The 17,421-nt window shown below is 72.3% G+C and carries 14 protein-coding genes; 13 read left to right on the top strand and 1 reads right to left on the bottom strand.

The window, feature by feature from the left end; translation table 11 throughout:
* On the top strand, positions 1 to 616 hold a 616-nt coding region (locus G6R25_RS11600; protein WP_336501229.1), incomplete at its 5' end, for a Trp biosynthesis-associated membrane protein.
* Here G6R25_RS11600 and G6R25_RS11595 read toward each other — a convergent pair.
* Positions 617 to 1,009, bottom strand: coding sequence for a hypothetical protein (locus tag G6R25_RS11595; protein WP_136449686.1), 393 nt, complete (start codon positions 1,007 to 1,009; stop codon positions 617 to 619). It abuts the gene before it with no gap.
* Positions 1,010 to 1,252: 243 nt separating this feature from the next.
* Between G6R25_RS11595 and trpC the strand changes: the two genes are divergently transcribed.
* The 12 genes from trpC (at position 1,253) to G6R25_RS26810 (ending at position 17,327) form a co-directional block, all read left to right on the top strand.
* Positions 1,253 to 2,056 carry an indole-3-glycerol phosphate synthase TrpC gene (gene trpC, locus G6R25_RS11590; protein WP_163552983.1) on the top strand — a complete coding sequence of 268 codons (804 nt, stop codon included), beginning with the start codon at positions 1,253 to 1,255 and terminating at the stop codon, positions 2,054 to 2,056.
* Between the two features lie 116 nt (positions 2,057 to 2,172).
* Positions 2,173 to 3,435 (top strand): tryptophan synthase subunit beta, encoded by a 1,263-nt coding sequence (trpB, locus tag G6R25_RS11585; protein ID WP_163552987.1) that lies wholly within the window; start codon positions 2,173 to 2,175, stop codon positions 3,433 to 3,435.
* 48 nt (positions 3,436 to 3,483) lie between these two features.
* Positions 3,484 to 4,311, top strand: a complete 828-nt coding sequence (gene trpA / locus G6R25_RS11580) for a tryptophan synthase subunit alpha (RefSeq protein WP_163552982.1) — start codon at positions 3,484 to 3,486, stop codon at positions 4,309 to 4,311.
* A 102-nt stretch (positions 4,312 to 4,413) separates the two neighbouring features.
* Complete coding sequence (gene lgt, locus G6R25_RS11575) at positions 4,414 to 5,442, top strand: prolipoprotein diacylglyceryl transferase (protein WP_163552981.1); 1,029 nt, start codon at positions 4,414 to 4,416, stop codon at positions 5,440 to 5,442.
* A gap of 273 nt (positions 5,443 to 5,715) precedes the next feature.
* A complete protein-coding gene (gene gltB, locus G6R25_RS11570) occupies positions 5,716 to 10,299 on the top strand; it encodes a glutamate synthase large subunit (RefSeq protein ID WP_163552980.1) in 4,584 nt (1,527 codons plus the stop codon).
* A 53-nt stretch (positions 10,300 to 10,352) separates the two neighbouring features.
* Positions 10,353 to 11,795, top strand: a complete 1,443-nt coding sequence (locus tag G6R25_RS11565) for a glutamate synthase subunit beta (protein ID WP_163552979.1) — start codon at positions 10,353 to 10,355, stop codon at positions 11,793 to 11,795.
* A 183-nt stretch (positions 11,796 to 11,978) separates the two neighbouring features.
* On the top strand, positions 11,979 to 12,575 hold the full coding sequence (locus tag G6R25_RS11560; protein WP_163552978.1) for an adenylate kinase: 597 nt from the start codon (positions 11,979 to 11,981) through the stop codon (positions 12,573 to 12,575).
* Positions 12,576 to 12,719: 144 nt separating this feature from the next.
* The gene (locus G6R25_RS11555; RefSeq protein ID WP_235948114.1) at positions 12,720 to 14,939 is read left to right on the top strand and encodes a phosphoinositide-specific phospholipase C-related protein; all 2,220 of its coding nucleotides are present in this window, start codon (positions 12,720 to 12,722) and stop codon (positions 14,937 to 14,939) included.
* 144 nt (positions 14,940 to 15,083) lie between these two features.
* A complete protein-coding gene (locus G6R25_RS11550; RefSeq protein ID WP_163552977.1) occupies positions 15,084 to 15,539 on the top strand; it encodes a tellurite resistance TerB family protein in 456 nt (151 codons plus the stop codon).
* A 14-nt stretch (positions 15,540 to 15,553) separates the two neighbouring features.
* Entirely contained in the window at positions 15,554 to 16,318 is a 765-nt protein-coding gene (locus G6R25_RS11545) for a sulfite exporter TauE/SafE family protein (protein ID WP_419469346.1), read from the top strand.
* A 388-nt stretch (positions 16,319 to 16,706) separates the two neighbouring features.
* Entirely contained in the window at positions 16,707 to 17,006 is a 300-nt protein-coding gene (locus G6R25_RS26815) for a hypothetical protein (RefSeq protein WP_235948112.1), read from the top strand.
* Positions 17,007 to 17,009: 3 nt separating this feature from the next.
* The gene (locus G6R25_RS26810) at positions 17,010 to 17,327 is read left to right on the top strand and encodes a hypothetical protein (protein WP_235948110.1); all 318 of its coding nucleotides are present in this window, start codon (positions 17,010 to 17,012) and stop codon (positions 17,325 to 17,327) included.
* Positions 17,328 to 17,421: the final 94 nt, after the last annotated feature.

The raw sequence follows: 17,421 nt of genomic DNA, 5'->3' as shown, positions 1-17,421 counted from the left end.
GGCCGCCGCCGACGATCCCCGCGCCATGCGGGCGGCTCGCCACGGCCGTAGGGAACGGGTGCTCGCGGTGGTCGGCTGCCTGCTCGGCGCGGGCCTTGTCCTGGTGTGCAGCGGGGCGACCTGGGTCTCCGCCCGGGTGGGCACCCCCCGCGGCGAGCTGGACGCCACCGCCGTGGCCGCGCCGCTCGCCGTGCACTGGACCGGCGGCGACATCGCCTCGGCGGCGACCGCGCTCGCCCTGGTCGGCCTCGCCGCCGCGGTTGCGATCATCGTGACCCGGCGGATCGGCCGCCCGATCGTCGGCCTGCTGGCCGTCGCCGCCGGGATCGGCATCGCCTACGTGGCGGCGCACGTCGGCTTCGATCCGCTAGCCGCCCTGCGCGACACCGACCAGGTCCGCCAGTTCGCCCCCGGCGGGCGGGCCGAGATCAGCGGCGTGCACCGCACCGCCGCGCCGTGGCTGGCAATGCTGGGCGGCGTGCTGCTCACCGCCGCCGGCGGCCTCGCTGTCCTGCGGGGCCGCTCCTGGCCGGGGATGTCCGGCCGCTACCAGGCCCGCGAAGCCAGGCCGGTCGACGCCTGGGACGCGATCGAGCGGGGCCACGACCCGACCTGATCATCGCTGCCCGCCGGGGCCGGATCCGCCGGTACCCGCCGGCAGGTCGGGATACGGGGGCAAAGGCGCGAGGGCGACGGGCGCGAGCTGGGGGAGCGGGTCGGCCAGCGCCGCGAGTATCCGCGTGTGGCGCTCGAGGTCGGCCTCCAGCATGGCCATGAGCGCGTCCATCCGCGACAGGCAGCGGGCGAGCGCGTCGAGCTGCTCCTCCCAGGCCGGTGTGGCCGCCGGGTCGGCCGCGTCGGCCGGGTCATGGTCCTCCACCCAGGCAGGGGCCGATGCCGGCTCGGCGGGGAACGCCCGGGGCGGCGGGGCCGAGCTGGAGACCGGCGACATGCCGGAGACCGGGGAAATACCGAAGATCAGTGGAAAGGAGGTGTGGCGAGTATCCATGGGAACTCCCTCGATGTCGAACGCGTGTTCGACTATAGAGGATCGAAGGCATTCGCCGCCACCCCACCACGCCGACGGCGTGGCGCGGCGGGGTGTGATCGCCGAGCGCAAGGTGGGCTGTCGTTGCTCGATCATTGACTACTTAGAGTTGTTGGTCGTAGCAAATTGTGGGGGCCCCGGGCCGGGTTGCTGGGCCTGGCCTACCATCGGCGGCATGACCGCGACAGCCGCGAGCGCGGGTCGATGAGCGTCCTCGCCGAGATCCTCGACGGGGTCAGGGCCGACCTGGCCACCCGCGAGCAGCAGACCCCCCTCGCCGACCTCAAGCAGCGCGTGGAGCGCGTCCCCGACCCCAGGGACGCGCTCGCCGTGTTCCGTAACTCCCCGGTTTCGGTGATCGCCGAGGTCAAACGCAGTTCCCCGTCGAAGGGGAAGCTGGCGGCCATCGCCGATCCCGCGGCCCTCGCCCTCGACTACGAGGCCGGCGGCGCTGCCGCCATCAGCGTGCTCACCGAAGGGCGCCGCTTCGGCGGGTCGCTCGCCGACCTCGACGCCGTGCGCCGCGCGGTGGATGTCCCGCTGCTGCGCAAGGACTTCATCATCTCGCCTTACCAGGTCTTCGAGGCGCGCGCGCACGGGGCGGACATCGTGCTGCTAATCGTCGCCGCGCTGGACCAGCCGCGGCTGGTCGGTCTGCGTGAACGGATCGAGTCGCTGGGCATGACCGCGCTCGTCGAGGTGCATGACGAGGCGGAGCTTGGCCGCGCGGTGGACGCCGACGCCCGGCTGATCGGCGTCAACGCCCGCGACCTGCGCACGCTGGAGATCGACCGGGCCACGTTCGGCCGGCTCGCGCCGATGGTGCCCGCCGGGGTGCTCGCGGTGGCCGAGTCCGGCGTGCGCGGCCCGCACGACCTGCTCGCCTACGCCGCCGCCGGAGCCGACGCGGTGCTGGTCGGCGAGGCGGCGGTGACCGGCGATCCCCGTCAGACCATCGCCGACCTCGTGGCCGCGGGGGCGCATCCGGCAGCCAGGGTCGGCCGCTAGCGGCCGGGCCGGCCGGGTTCGCCCAACCTGTCGGTGCGGACCGATACAGTCGCACTGTGGCTACCCGAACCGCTGCCCAGCCAGCTCCCGCCGAGACCGCGACCGCGGCGCCGTCCATCGGCGCCGTTCGGGAGCAGGCGGAGAACTGGCAGGCGTTCCCCGACCCCGCGGGGCACTTCGGCCGGTTCGGCGGGCGGTTCGTGCCTGAGGCACTCATGGCGGCCCTCGACGAGCTGACCGAGGCCTACGACCAGGCCAGGGCGGACGAGGGCTTCGTCGCCGAGCTCGACCGCCTGCTCGCCACCTATGCCGGCCGGCCCACGCCGCTCACCGACGCCCACCGGCTCACCGAGCAGGTCGGCGGCGCCCGCATCCTGCTCAAGCGCGAGGACCTGGCCCACACCGGCTCACATAAGATCAACAATGTGCTCGGCCAGTGCCTGCTGGCCAAGCGGATGGGCAAGACCCGGGTCATCGCCGAGACCGGCGCCGGCCAGCATGGTGTGGCCACCGCCACCGCCAGCGCTCTGCTCGGTCTGGACTGCGTCGTCTACATGGGCGAAGAGGACACCCGCCGGCAGGCGCTCAACGTCGCCCGGATGCGCCTGCTCGGCGCCGAGGTCGTCCCGGTCGCCTCCGGCAGCCGCACCCTCAAGGACGCCATCAACGAGGCGATGCGCGACTGGGTCGCCACCGTCGAGCACACCCATTACTGCATCGGCTCGGTGATGGGCCCGCACCCGTTCCCGATGATGGTCCGCGACTTCCAGCGCATCATCGGTGTGGAGGCCCGGGCCCAGGTGCTCGAGCGCACCGGCCGGCTGCCCGACGCGGTCGTCGCCTGCGTCGGCGGCGGTTCCAATGCGATGGGCATCTTCCACCCGTTCATCCCCGACACCGCCGTCGCCCTGATCGGCTGCGAGGCCGGCGGGGACGGCGTCGCCACCGGCCGGCACGCCGCGGCGATCGCCGGCGGGTCCGCGGGCGTGCTGCACGGCATGCGGACCTTCCTGCTGCAGGACGAGTTCGGCCAGACGCAGGTGTCCCATTCGATCTCCGCCGGGCTGGACTACCCTGGCATCGGCCCCGAGCACGCGCTGCTGCACGAGACCGGTCGGGCGAGCTACCGCGTCGTCGACGACGCCGCGGCGATGGCCGCGCTCGCGCTCGTCGCCCGCACCGAGGGCATCCTTGTCGCGATCGAGAGCGCTCATGCCTTCGCGGGTGCCTTCGACGTCGCTCGCGAGCTCGGCCCGGACGCGACCGTCCTGGTCAACTGCTCCGGCCGCGGCGACAAGGACGTCGACACGGCGGCCCGCTGGTTCGGCCTGCTCGACGACGCGGGCGGCGGCGCCGCCGGCGCGGACCCGCGCGGCTGACGCCGGCGCACAGCCAGCCCTCGGGCTCGACGGAACGGACGCAGCACGGTGCAGAGTCGGTTGGACGAGCGTTTCACGGCCGCCCGCGAGGAGGGCCGATCGCTGCTGGTCGGCTACCTGCCGGCCGGCTACCCGACGGTTGACGGCGGGATCGCGGCGATGCGGGCCATGGTCGCGGCGGGCGTCGACGTCGTCGAGGTCGGCCTGCCCTATTCCGACCCGACGCTGGACGGCCCGGTGATCCAGGACGCCGCCGACGCGGCGCTGCGCGGCGGGGTGACGACCACGGACGTGCTGCGTACCGTCGAGGCGGTGGCCGCCACCGGCGCACCGGTCCTGGTCATGAGCTACTGGAACCCGATCGACCGCTACGGCCCGGCGCGGTTCGCCGCCGACCTCGCCGCGGCCGGCGGTGCGGGGGCGATCACCCCGGACCTGCCGCCCGAGGAGGCGGCCCCGTGGCTCGCGGCGAGCGCGGAGCGCGGCCTCGCCCCGGTGTTCCTCGTCGCGCCCAGCTCCTCGGACGCCCGGATCCGGCTGGTCGCCGGGATCTCCCGTGGTTTCGTCTACGCCGCCTCCCTGATGGGCGTGACCGGCACCCGGGCCGCGGTCGGCACGCAGGCCGCCGATCTGGTCGCCCGCGTGCGGACCGCCACCGAGCTGCCGGTGGCGGTCGGCCTCGGGGTCAGCACCGGCGCGCAGGCCGCCGAGGTCGCCGGCTTCGCCGACGGGGTCATCGTCGGCTCGGCGTTGGTCAAGGTCCTGGTCGACGCGCAGCGCTCCGGCGCGGGCGACGCTGCCGCCCTCGACGGCATCGGCAGGCTCGCCGCCGAGCTCGCCGCCGGGGTCCGCACCCCCGTCCCGGCCTCGGCCTGAGCATCCCGGCCCCGCCGGCACCCGCGTCGGCGGGTACCTCCCCGCAGTGGCGCCACCGCCCCCCACCGGGCCGGCTGCGGCCCGCGGGATAGCCTGACGAACGTGGTACTCGCCGCCATCCCCAGCCCCTCCCGTGGTGTGGTGCATCTCGGGCCGGTGCCGCTGCGCGCCTACGCCCTGATGATCATCATCGGCATCGTGGTCGCCGTCGTCGTCACCGGGCGCAGGTTGCGTGCCCGGGGCATGGATCCGGCGATCGCCGGGGAGATCGCCTACTGGGCCGTCCCCTTCGGGATCGTCGGCGCCCGGATCTACCACGTCCTCAGCACCCCGGACGCCTACTTCGGCGACAACGGGCACGTCGCCGACGTGGTGAAGATCTGGAACGGCGGGCTGGGGATCTGGGGGGCCATCGCCGGCGGCGCGCTCGGCGCCTGGATCGCCGCCCGCCGCCTCGGGATCAGCCTCGCCCTGTTCGCTGACGCCGCCGCGCCCGGGATCATCCTCGCGCAGGCCATCGGGCGCTGGGGCAACTGGTTCAACCAGGAGCTGTACGGCAAGCCCACCACGCTTCCCTGGGCGGTGCGCATCGACCCCGCGCACCGGGCCGACCCGGGGGTGGCGACGTATCAGCCGACGTTCCTCTACGAGTTCCTGTGGAACCTCGTCGTGGCCGGCATCCTGCTGTTCGTCGACCGGCGCCACCGGCTCGGCCGGGGCCGGCTGTTCGCCCTGTACGTCGCGCTTTACACGTTCGGCCGCCTGTGGATCGAGATGCTGCGCATCGACACCGCGGACGAGATCCTCGGCCTGCGCGTGAACATCTGGACCTCTGCGATCGTCTGCATCGGCGCCGTGGTGGCGCTGCTGGTCGTGCGCCGGCCGGTGGATCCGGACGTGTCCCCGCAGGAGCAGCGGGCACTGGGCCTCGCCCAGGAGCGGTCCCGGCCCGCGGACGCCGGCGTCGAGCCCGGTGCCGACGCCCGGACCACCACCGACGACATCGACAAAGCCACCCGTGCCGATGCCACCCGTGCCGCGGCTGGCGAGCAGCCGGTCACCGGGGCCGAAACCGGTGCGGGAGCGGTGCCGTCCGGGCGGGCTCAGGCCGAGGGGCCGCCCGCTCCATGAGCAGCGTTTCGCGCCGTTTTCCCGGGCGGCCCCCGTCGGCCCGCGGCATAGTCCGGCCGCCCTACCCGGGCCGACCGCGGCGGTGCTTGGAAATGTGACGTTATACGGCCGTGATCTCCTGGACATATATGATCACGGCGTCTCGACGCGGCGCGTGGCACACTCGACGGGAGGGCAGCCGACGCTGGGCCAGCGCCGTCGTGCCCCCGTTGCACCTCGGACAGCGTCGTCCGCACCTCCTTCAGCCCCTGAAGATGGACAGGACTTCGCCGGATGCCGAGTGCGCAAGGTCTTTACGACCCCACCTTCGAACACGATGCCTGTGGTGTCGGCTTCGTCGTCGACGTGCACGGCCGTCGCAGCCACGAACTGGTCGACCAGGGCCTGACCGTGCTGCGCAACCTCGATCACCGAGGCGCGTCGGGCAGCGATCCGGACACCGGCGACGGAGCCGGCATCCTGGTCCAGGTCCCCGATCTGTTCCTGCGCGACGTGGTCGACTTCGCCCTGCCCGCGCCCGGGCGGTATGCGGTCGGCATCGCCTTTCTGCCGCAGGTCGCGGGGGAGCGCGACGACGCGGTGCGCACGATCAGCCGCATCGTCCGCCAGGAGGGGCTGCGGGTCCTCGGCTGGCGTGAGGTACCGACGGTCAGCCATATCGTCGGGCACGCCGCCCGCGAGGTGGAGCCGCGGATGCGTCAGCTCTTCCTCGAGCTTGCGGGCAGCCTGTACGCCTCGGGGGCGAAGGGCGCGGCGCTCGCGCGGGGGGCGGCCGAGGGCGGCGCCGACGACGGCTTCGACGCGGGTGAGCTGGAGCGGCGGGCGTTCTGCGTGCGCAAGCGGATCCGCCGGGAGACCGGCGTTTACCTGGCGTCACTGTCGTCGCGGACGCTGGTCTACAAGGGGATGCTGACCACCCATCAGCTCTCGGCGTACTTCCCGGACCTCGATGACCCGCGGTTCGCCAGCGCCATCGCGCTCGTGCACAGCCGCTTCTCGACGAACACGTTCCCGAGCTGGCCGCTGGCGCACCCCTACCGGTTCGTCGCGCACAACGGCGAGATCAACACCGTTCGCGGCAACCGGAACTGGATGCGGGCCCGCGAGGCGCTGCTGGCCAGCGACCTCATCCCCGGGGACCTGGCTCGGTTGTTCCCCATCTGCGCGGACGGCGCGAGCGACTCGGCGAGCTTCGACGAGGTGCTGGAGCTGCTGTACCTGGGCGGGCGCAGCCTGCCGCACTCGGTGCTGATGATGATCCCCGAGGCGTGGGAGAACCACACCGAGATGGACCCGGCGCTGCGGGCCTTCTACGAGTTCCACTCCGCCCTGATGGAGCCCTGGGACGGCCCGGCGTCGATCGCGTTCACCGACGGCACGGTCATCGGCGCGGTGCTGGACCGCAACGGCCTGCGCCCGTCGCGGTACTGGGTGACCGACGACGGGCTGGTCGTGATGGCTTCCGAGGTCGGCGTGCTCGACATCCCGCCGCACAAGATCGTCCAGAAGGGGCGGTTGCAGCCGGGCCGGATGTTCCTCGTCGACACCGCGCAGCAGCGCATCGTCAGCGACGATGAGATCAAGTCGGAGCTGTCGACCGCCGCCCCCTACGCCGAGTGGCTGCACGCCGGGCTGATCTCGCTGAACGACCTGCCCGACCGCGAGCAGATCATCTACGGCCGCTCCTCCGTGCTGCGCCGCCAGCAGGTGTTCGGCTACACCGAGGAGGAACTGCGCCTTCTGGTCGCGCCGATGGCGCGGGCCGGCGCCGAGCCGATCGGCTCGATGGGTACCGACACGCCCGTCGCCGTGCTTTCCAGCCGCCCCCGGCTGCTGTTCGACTACTTCACCCAGTTGTTCGCGCAGGTCACCAACCCGCCGCTGGACGCGATCCGGGAGGAGCTGGTCACCAGCCTCGGGCGCACCCTGGGCCCGGAGGGCAACCTGCTCGCGCCGTCGCCGGCGTCGTGCCGGATGGTGCACCTGCCCTACCCGGTGATCTCCAGTGGCCAGCTCTCGAAGATCATCGGCATCAACGACGACGGGGACATGCCCGGCTTCGCCTCGGTGACGGTGCGCGGCCTCTACGACGTCGACGGCGGCGGGGCTGCGCTCGCGGCCCGCCTCGCCGAGATCTGCGCCGGGGTCAGCGAGGCCATCGCCGACGGGGCGCGCGTCGTCGTGCTCTCCGACCGCGACTCCGACGAGCGTAAGGCACCGATCCCGTCGCTGCTGCTCACCGCGGCCGTGCACCATCACCTGATCCGGGAGCGGACCCGGACGAAGGTCGGCCTCATCGTCGAGTGCGGCGACGCCCGCGAGGTCCACCACATCGCCCTGCTCACCGGCTACGGCGCCGCGGCGGTCAACCCGTACCTGGCGTTCGAGTCGATCGACGCGCTCATCGCCGAGGGCGAGATCGTCGGCGTGTCCCGGGAGCAGGCCGAGAAGAACCTGATCAAGGCGCTGGGCAAGGGCGTGCTGAAGGTGATGTCCAAGATGGGCATCTCCACCGTGGCCAGCTATACCGGCGCGCAGGTCTTCGAAGCGATCGGGCTGTCCCAGGAGCTGGTCGACGCCTACTTCGTCGGCACCCCGTCGCGCCTCGACGGCGTCGGCCTCGGCGTGATCGCCGACGAGGTCGCCGCGCGGCACCGCCGCGCGCACCCGCGGGTCGCCTCCGAGCTGGCGCACCGCGGGCTGGAGATCGGCGGCGAGTACCAGTGGCGGCGCGAGGGCGAGATCCACCTGTTCAACCCGGAGACCGTCTTCCTGCTCCAGCACGCCACCCGCACCCGCCGGTACGAGGTCTTCCAGGAGTACACCGGCAAGGTCGACGGCCTGTCCCGGGAGAACTCGACCCTGCGCGGGCTGTTCGAGCTGCGCACCGGGGTACGCCCGCCGGTGCCGATCGACGAGGTCGAACCGGTCTCGGAGATCGTCAAGCGGTTCGCGACCGGCGCCATGTCCTACGGATCGATCAGCGCCGAGGCCCACGAGACGCTGGCCATCGCCATGAACCGGCTCGGCGGCAAGTCGAACACCGGCGAGGGCGGCGAGGACGCCGAGCGCTTCGTCCCCGACGCCAACGGCGATCTGCGACGCTCGGCGGTCAAGCAGGTCGCCAGCGGCCGGTTCGGCGTGACCAGCGAGTACCTGGCCAACGCCGACGACATCCAGATCAAGATGGCGCAGGGGGCGAAGCCCGGCGAGGGCGGCCAGCTACCGGCGCACAAGGTCTATCCGTGGATCGCCAGGACCCGGCACTCGACGCCGGGGGTGGGGCTCATCTCCCCGCCGCCGCACCACGACATCTACTCGATCGAGGACCTCGCCCAGCTCATCCACGACCTGAAGAACGCCAACCCGAAGGCGCGGGTGCACGTCAAGCTGGTCGCCGAGGTCGGCGTCGGCACCGTCGCCGCCGGCGTCTCCAAGGCGCACGCCGACGTGGTGCTGATCTCCGGGCACGACGGCGGCACCGGCGCGTCCCCGCTGACCTCGCTCAAGCACGCCGGTGCCCCGTGGGAGCTGGGCCTGGCCGAGACCCAACAGACGCTGCTGCTCAACGGGCTGCGCGACCGGATCGTCGTGCAGGTCGACGGCCAGCTCAAGACCGGCCGTGACGTCATCGTCGGCGCGCTGCTCGGCGCCGAGGAGTTCGGTTTCGCCACCGCGCCGCTGGTCGTCGCCGGCTGCGTGATGATGCGCGTCTGCCATCTCGACACCTGCCCCGTCGGCGTGGCCACCCAGAATCCGGCGCTGCGGGAACGGTTCACCGGCAAGCCGGAGTTCGTCGAGGCGTTCTTCATCTTCATCGCCGAGGAGGTCCGCGCCTACCTCGCGGTGCTGGGCTTCCGCACCCTGAAGGAGGCCGTCGGCCGGGTCGACCTGCTCGACGCCCGCGCGGCGGTCGAGCACTGGAAGGCCTCCGGGCTCGACATCACCCCGCTGCTGCACAGCCCCGAGCGGCCGTTCGGCGGCTCGCTGAACTGCACCTCCAGCCAGGACCACGGGCTGGACAAGGCGCTGGACAACTCGCTGATCCAGCTCTGCGAGGGCGCGCTCGACGAGGGCCGGCCGGTGTGGCTGGAGATGCCGATCCGCAACGTCAACCGCACCGTCGGCACCATGCTCGGCTACGAGGTGACGAAGCGGTACGGCGCGGCCGGGCTGCCCGACGACACGATCCAGCTGCGTTTCACCGGGTCCGCCGGGCAGAGCTTCGGCGCCTTCGCCCCCCGGGGTATGACGCTGACCCTCGAAGGAGACGTGAACGACTACACCGGCAAGGGCCTGTCCGGCGGCAAGATCTTCGTGTTCCCACCGAAGGAGTCGCCGCTGCGTGCCGAGAACAACATCGTCGCCGGCAACGTCCTGCTCTACGGGGCGACGGCGGGCGAGGCGTTCTTCCGCGGGATCGTCGGCGAGCGGTTCTGCGTGCGTAACTCCGGGGCGACCGCGGTCGTCGAGGGGGTCGGCGACCACGGCTGCGAGTACATGACCGGCGGCACGGTGCTGGTCCTCGGCGCGATCGGGCGTAATTTCGCCGCGGGCATGAGCGGCGGCGTGGCCTACCTCTACGATCCGGTCAAGGCCCGGATCAACACCGAGATGGTCGACGTTGAGGGCCTCGACCCCGCCGACGAGGCGGTCGTGCGCGACCTGCTCGTCCGGCACCGCCGGGAAACCGGCTCGACGGTGGCCGCGCGTCTGCACGCCGACTGGGAGAACGTGCGCGACGCGTTCTGCAAGGTCATGCCGCGCGACTACAAGCGGGTGCTCACCGCGATCCGCCAGGCCGAAGAGCAGGGTCTCGTCGCCGAAGACGTGATCATGGCGGCGAGTCGTGCCTGACCGGCGCATCGTACAGCGGGCCGGGCGGCCCGGACGGATCCGACAGGAGTATCATGGCTGACCCGACAGGCTTCCTCAAGCACCGCAGGGAGCTGCCGAAGCGCCGGCCGGTCGACCTCCGCCTCCAGGACTGGCAGGAGGTCTACCAGCCTTTCCCCGAGGAGCACCTGCGCGAGCAGGCCGGCCGGTGTATGGACTGCGGCATCCCATTCTGCCACAACGGCTGCCCGCTGGGCAACCTCATCCCCGAGTGGAACGAGCTGTCCCGGCGCGGGGACTGGACCGACGCGATCGAGCGGCTGCACGCGACGAACAACTTCCCGGAGTTCACCGGCCGGCTGTGCCCCGCGCCCTGCGAGGCGGCCTGCGTGCTGGGCATCGGGGATGACCCGGTGACCATCAAGCAGGTCGAGGTCAGCATCATCGACCGCGCCTGGGCGGACGGCACCGTCGTCCCGGTGCCGCCGAGCGTGCGCACCGGCCGGCGAGTCGCGGTCGTCGGGTCCGGGCCGGCCGGGCTCGCCGCCGCCCAGCAGCTCACCCGCGCCGGGCACGACGTCGCCGTGTACGAGCGGGCGGACCGGGTCGGCGGGCTGCTGCGCTACGGCATTCCCGAGTTCAAGATGGAGAAGAAGGTCATCGACCAGCGGCTCGCCCAGATGGAGGCCGAGGGAACCTCGTTCGTCACCTCCTGCAATGTCGGGGTCGACATCACCGCTGACGAGCTGCGGTCCTCCTACGACGCGGTCGTGCTCGCGGGCGGCTCGACAGTCGGCCGTGACCTACCGGTCCCCGGCCGGGAGTTCGGCGGCATCCATCTGGCCATGGAGTTCCTCGTCCCGGCGAACCGGGTCGCCCAGGGTGATCTGGCGACCTTGCCGATCTCGGCGCGGGGCAAGCGGGTCGTCATCATCGGCGGCGGCGACACCGGCGCGGACTGCCTGGGCACCTCGCACCGGCAGGGCGCGGCATCGGTGCACCAGCTCGAGATCATGCCGCGGCCGCCGGAGCTGCGGGCGCCGGCGAACCCGTGGCCGTCGTACCCGATCGTCTACCGGGTCTCCAGCGCGCACGAGGAGGGCGGCGAGCGGGTGTTCGCCGTCAACACCGAGCGGTTCCTCGGCGACGACGAGGGAAACGTGCGGGCGCTGCGCATGCACGAGGTCCGCTTCGCCGACGGGAAGTTCGAGAAGGTCGAGGGCACCGACGTCGAGCTGCCCTGCGAGCTGGTGCTGCTGGCCATGGGCTTCACCGGTCCGGAGAAGCCCGGCCTGCTCACCGATCTCGGCGTCGAGCTCGACGCCCGGGGCAACGTCGCCCGCGACGCCGGCTGGTCGTCGTCGGTGCCCGGCGTGTTCGTCGCCGGAGACATGGGCCGTGGCCAGTCGCTGGTCGTCTGGGCGATCTCGGAGGGGCGTGCGGCGGCCGCGGCGGTCGACCGCTACCTCACGGGCCGCACCGATCTGCCCGAGCCGATCACCCCGACCCGTCGCTGACGGTGACGGCTGCCCCTTCGTTGGGCGGCCGGTCCCGGCCCACGCTGCGGGTGCGGCTGCGTGGGTCGGGTATTCGCGTTCGGTGACATTTGGCTGTGATGTGCCTTGCTCCGTGTCGGATCTGTCCCGATTGACCGAGATCCGCGATGGGCGTCGGCGCTGGTGGCGGTACCGTCCTGTCATATGAGGCTCGTGCTGCTTGGCCCCCCGGGCTCCGGCAAGGGAACGCAGGGTGCGCGGATCAGCGCCCGGCATGGCATCCCCGCGATCTCCACCGGACAGCTGTTCGACCGGCAGATCGCCGCGGGCACGGGGCTGGGCCGGCGCGCCGAGCGCTACGTCCGCGCCGGCGAGCTCGTCCCCGACGAGATTGTCCTGGACATGGTCGCCGAACGGCTCGCCGGCGACGTCGGCTGCGAGGTCGGTTTCCTGCTCGACGGCTTTCCCCGCACCTACCCGCAGGCGGAGGCGCTGGACCGGATGCTGGCCGCGAGCTGGGGACCCCTCGACGCGGTCGTCGACCTCGACGTCGACATCGACGAGGTGCTCGACCGCATCCGGCGCCGCGCACGCACCGAGGACCGCGTCGACGACGCGGAGGACACCGCGCGCCGTCGCCTGAAGGTCTTTGCCGAGGAGACCGCACCGCTGCGCCGCTACTACGGCCGTAGCGGCCTGCTGCGCACCGTGGACGGCGCGGGCACCCCCGACGAGGTGGCGGCCCGCATCGAACGAGTGCTGGCGGACACCGCCCACCCCGAGCTGCCCCTGCTCGGCTGACGGCCGCGCCCGTCCGTCCGTGCCTCACCGAGAGGTGAGGCGGCATGATCGGCACTGTTGAGCGCTCTTCTGCAACGGCGCGATATCTTGACGGCGGTGAGCCAGGGCGCAGATGAGCGGAAGCCGTCGGGGCGGGTCGAGAGGGTGGCGGGTGTCGCTCCGGCTGCCGCCGGGTCGCCGAACACGGTCCGCCGCCGCGCCGCGCACGCCGGTCTCGTCGCCCTCGTCGTGGTCTGCTGGCTGCCGCTGGTGGTCATCCTCACCGCGTCGCGGACCGTGCTGCACCCGGCCTTCTACTCCCAGTCGTTGACCCGGGCGCACGCCTACGACCGCATCTACACCGAGGTTCTACCCGACCCAGCGGTCGACACCCTGCTCGCCGGGCTGCCGATCGACAGCTCACTGGTCACCTCGAACCTGCGCACGGTGCTGCCGCCGGCGACGGTGCAGGAGATGACCGACGAGCAGATCACCCGGATCGTCGACTACCTGCGTGCCCGCACCGGCGACGTCGAGTTCGCCGTCGACCTGCGCCCGATCTTCGGCAACATCTCCGGCCTGGCCAATCGCTACATCGCCGGTGAGCTCGGCGCCGGCACCAGGTACCGGGTCACCTCCGTGCAGGACTTCACCCAGGGCGTGCTGACCGCGCTCGACGACATCGCGGCGGGTCGTCCCCCGGCGTCGCTGCCCACGATCGAGCTGACCCCGCAGGACACCGACCGGATCCTGCCCCTCGTGCTCGACCGGGTGGACCCGGCGACCCGCACCCGTGTCGGACCCGAGCTGCGGGCGCTGTTGCGCTCCGGCGACGTCGCCGCAGCGCTGGCCCTCATCGGCCCGCAGGTGTTCCAGGGCGATGAACGGGCCACCGCCCGGCTCCAGACATCGCTGCACGGCTCCACCTTCGACCTCGGGCTCCGCCTGTCGGACCTGCGCGACTCCCCGGCGATCAGCGCGATCGATCGCCTGCACGACGTCGCCGCCGCCATGACCTGGGTGACCGTTCTGCTCAGCCTGATCATGGCAGGTGCGCTGGCCGGCATCATCGTGCTGGCCGGGCAGCGGGGGGTGTCGCGGGTGCGTGCGGCAGCCGGGGCGGTGATCGCGGCCGGGCTTGGCGCGGGCCTGCTCGGCGTGGTGTTGCGCCTCGCCCTGCCCAATCCGCTGGCCTCGCTCGCCGGCCCGCGCTCGCCGTTGCCCCCCGGGGCGAGCGGGGTGCTCGTCGACTTCTCCCGGCAGGCCTACCAGACGGTGGAGAGCGACTACCTGCGGGTCGTGGCCTGGACGCTCCTCGTCGGCCTCGTCGCAGCCGGGCTGTCGCTGCTGGTCGCGGCGTCGGCACGGTGGAGTCGGACCGGTCGCCGCCGCCGGGTCGCCACCGCGTTCGTCCTGGCCGTGCCGGTGATGGTGACCGTGACCTGGACCGCCTTCCCCGGCGCCGCCGCCGAGCCCCGCGAGCTGTGCGAGAGCAGCCCGTCGCTGTGCGACCGGCGCTACGACCAGGTGACCTATCTCGCGACCCACAATGCGATGGCGAACAGCGAGGACCGGTTCCTCGGTCCGTCCCAGGACCCCACGATCGTCCACCAGCTCGACCTCGGGGTCCGGACGCTGCTGATCGACGTCCATCACTGGACGCCGCCGGCGCAGGTCGAGGCGTACCTGGCCACCTTGGCGCCGGCGACCCGCGCGGCGCTGGCGCCGCTGGCCCAGGGCGCCGTCTCGACGCGGCCCGGCGTCTGGCTGTGCCACAACCTGTGCCAGCTCGGCTCGCTCGACTTCGTCGCGGAACTCGGCCGGGTGCGGGACTGGATGACCCGCAACCCCACCGAGGTGGTGAGCCTGATCATCCAGGATGACGACGTCCCCGCCAGCGAGATCGCGGGCGGGGTGGCGTCGGCCGGGCTCGCGGGGATGGTGGCGACTCCGCCGGACGACCCGCGCGGGCGCTGGCCGACGCTGCGAACCATGATTGATTCGGGCCGGCGGCTGGTGGTCTTCACCGAGCGCCAGGACCTGCCGGGCACGTTCCTGCGCAGCTTCTACCGGTACGCCGCCGACACGCCCTTCGACGCGAAGCGGCCCGAGGACCTACGCGGCTGCGTGCGCAACCGGGGCGCGGCCGGAGCCGGGCTGCTGCTGATGAACCACTGGCTCACCGACGCCGCGCCCAGCCGGCGGGCCGCGCTGACCTCCAACGCCACCGGCACCATCGTCGGGCGGGCCGAGCGCTGCCGCGCGGAGCAGGGGCGGACGCCGACGTTCGTCGCGGTCGACTTTTCCACCATCGGCACGGCGCAGCCCGCGGTGGACCGCCTCAACCGCCTTCCCGGTCCGCCCGCCACCGCCGCCAGAGGCTGACGCGGCGCAGGTCTGACGCGGCGGGGCTGACGAGGCCGGGGGGCTGGTGCGGGAGGGGCGGTGGTGGGAGCATGAGCCAGCCATTGTGCGTTGCAACCTGCGAGATGATGCTCCGTCGACCCATACCCGCGCAAGGGAGCTCAGGTGCCCATCTGGAACCAGCTGCGGCAGTCCGCCCAGACGATGCAGGGCCAGCTGGCCGCGAAGAAGAACGACCTGAAGAGCGGCGCCTTCCGTGACGCCAGCATGGCGATCTGCGCGCTGGTGGCGGCGGCGGACGGGACGATCGACCTGGCGGAGCGCCAGCGGGTCGCGTCGTTGATCATCTCCAATGACGTGCTCAACAACTTCCCGGCCGACGATCTCCAGCGTCGCTTCAACGACTACGTCGGCAAGCTGCAGGCGGACTTCGAGTTCGGCAAGGTGTCCGTCCTGCAGGACATCGGCAAGACGAAGAAGAAGCCGGCCGAGGCGCGCGCCGTCATCCAGATCGGGATCGTCATCGGCGGGGCGGACGGCACGTTCGACAAGAGCGAGCAGGCCGTCGTGCGCGAGGCCTGCTTCGCCGTCGGCATCAGCCCCGAGGAGTTCGATCTCTGACTCCAGCTGATGCCATGCTGACAGCCGGCGCGGGCCTGCTGGCGGGAGCGGTCAACGCCGTTGCCGGCGGGGGCACCCTGATAGCCTTCCCGGCTCTGCTCCCCACCGGGATGCCCGCGTTGACCGCGAACATCACCTCCTCGGTGGGCCTGCTCACCGGTTATGCCGGCGGCGCGTTGGGCTACCGCCGTGAGCTCGCCGACCAGCTTGACCGCCTGCGGGCGCTCGGACCGCCTGCGATGCTCGGCGGCATCGTCGGCGCGGTCGTGTTGCTGGCGACCCCGTCGGACAGCTTCCGGGCCCTGGTCCCGTATCTCGTCTTGGTGTCATGCCTGCTGCTGGCGGCGCAGACCCGGCTGGCCGCCCTCGTGGCGCGTCGGCGGGCCGCGGCCGGCGGGTCGGGCAACGGAGGGTCGGGCAATACTGTCACCTGGCCCACCCGGATCGGGATCTTCGTCGCCGGCGTGTACGGCTCCTACTTCGGTGCCGGGCTCGGCGTGCTGCTGCTCGGTGTGCTGGGCATCCTGCTCGCCGACGACCTCCAACGGACCAACGCGCTCAAGACGCTGCTTGCCTTCGGTGTGAACGCCGTGGGTGTCGCCGTGTTCCTGGTCACCGCCAAGGTCGCCTGGGGATACGCGGGCATCCTCCTCGTCGCCTCGTTGCTCGGCGGCCTGCTCGGCGCCCGGATCGCCCGGCGGCTGCGCCCGGCTCTCCTGCGCATGGCAGTAATCACACTCGGGGTCACCGTGGCGATCGTACTCATCGTCCGTAACTGACCGGCGGCACACAGACGCCATCTCTCCGCGGGACAACCGGCCGGACAACGCCTCCTCCCGTCTCGATTAATCTCGTCGGCCCGTTTCCCGAATGACTTTCACGTCACTGTCACAATGGCAGCCGGACGGGCCGGGCCCGGCGGAGCGGTATTCGGCGCCTCCGCATAATCTGTGTACACAGCGTTCCCGAGGAACGCTCACGTAACGGCAATCCTGTGCGGATGGCGCAACATTATCGCGCCGCTGAGCGTCTATCAGCGGGGCTGCTGCCAGGCGTCCGCGCGGGTTGGTGGGTCTTGTCGCGCCAGGGGGTGGCGCGGTATCGCGGCACGCCAATGCGGTCGGCCCAGGCGCTGACTCGCCTGGGCGGTCCGCCGGGAGGGGTTTCGTGCTCGACCATGAACCGATTGCAGGTGGGCGGCCCGGCGGGCCGCGGGCCGGGGCGCCGCGGGTGAGCGACCCGGTTCCCGCTCGAGCGTCGGGCGGGGTCGCCCGCTGGTCGGACCGGGCGCTGGCGCTGTGCGCGCTGGCCGGCCTGATCGCGGCGGTCGCCGTGACGCGCACGTGGGCGCGCGCGACGCTGTCGGACCGCGGCGCGGGGCTGCTCGTGGTGACCAGATCGGGCTGGCAGTTGCGTCCGACCGGGCCGCTGGTGGTTGCGTGCGGCCTGCTCACGGCCCTGATCTGACTGTTGGCGCACCGAAGCGGCCGGGCCGCGCTCGGCGCGCTGCTGGCCGCGCTGGGGGCCGGGGTCGCGGGCCTCGCGCTGAGCCGGCTGGACGCCGCCGATCCGCTGGTGCACAAGATCGGCCGGCTGCGCATCGGTACTTTCCAGACCGACGAACCGGTCGCGGCGGGCAGCGCCGGCGTGGGCCTGTGGGGCGCGGCGCTGGCCGGAATCGTGGTGGTGGTGGCAGCTGTGAGCTGGCTGCTGCTCACCCGCCGGGCTGCGGGCGGAATCCAGGGCGGCAGCGGTGCCGCGGAACGCGGGGTCGATCATGGCCTATGACTATGCGTCGTTTTCGACGCTCGCCGGACCGCTCCAGGAGCCCCCCGCCAGTGGGGAGTACCACGTCGCCTACCGCAAGGTCATGGTCGGGCGT

The sequence above is a fragment of the Candidatus Frankia alpina genome (assembly GCF_902806485.1).
Lineage (GTDB): Bacteria > Actinomycetota > Actinomycetes > Frankiales > Frankiaceae > Frankia > Frankia alpina.
This window is presented reverse-complemented; position numbering and strand designations above follow the sequence as displayed.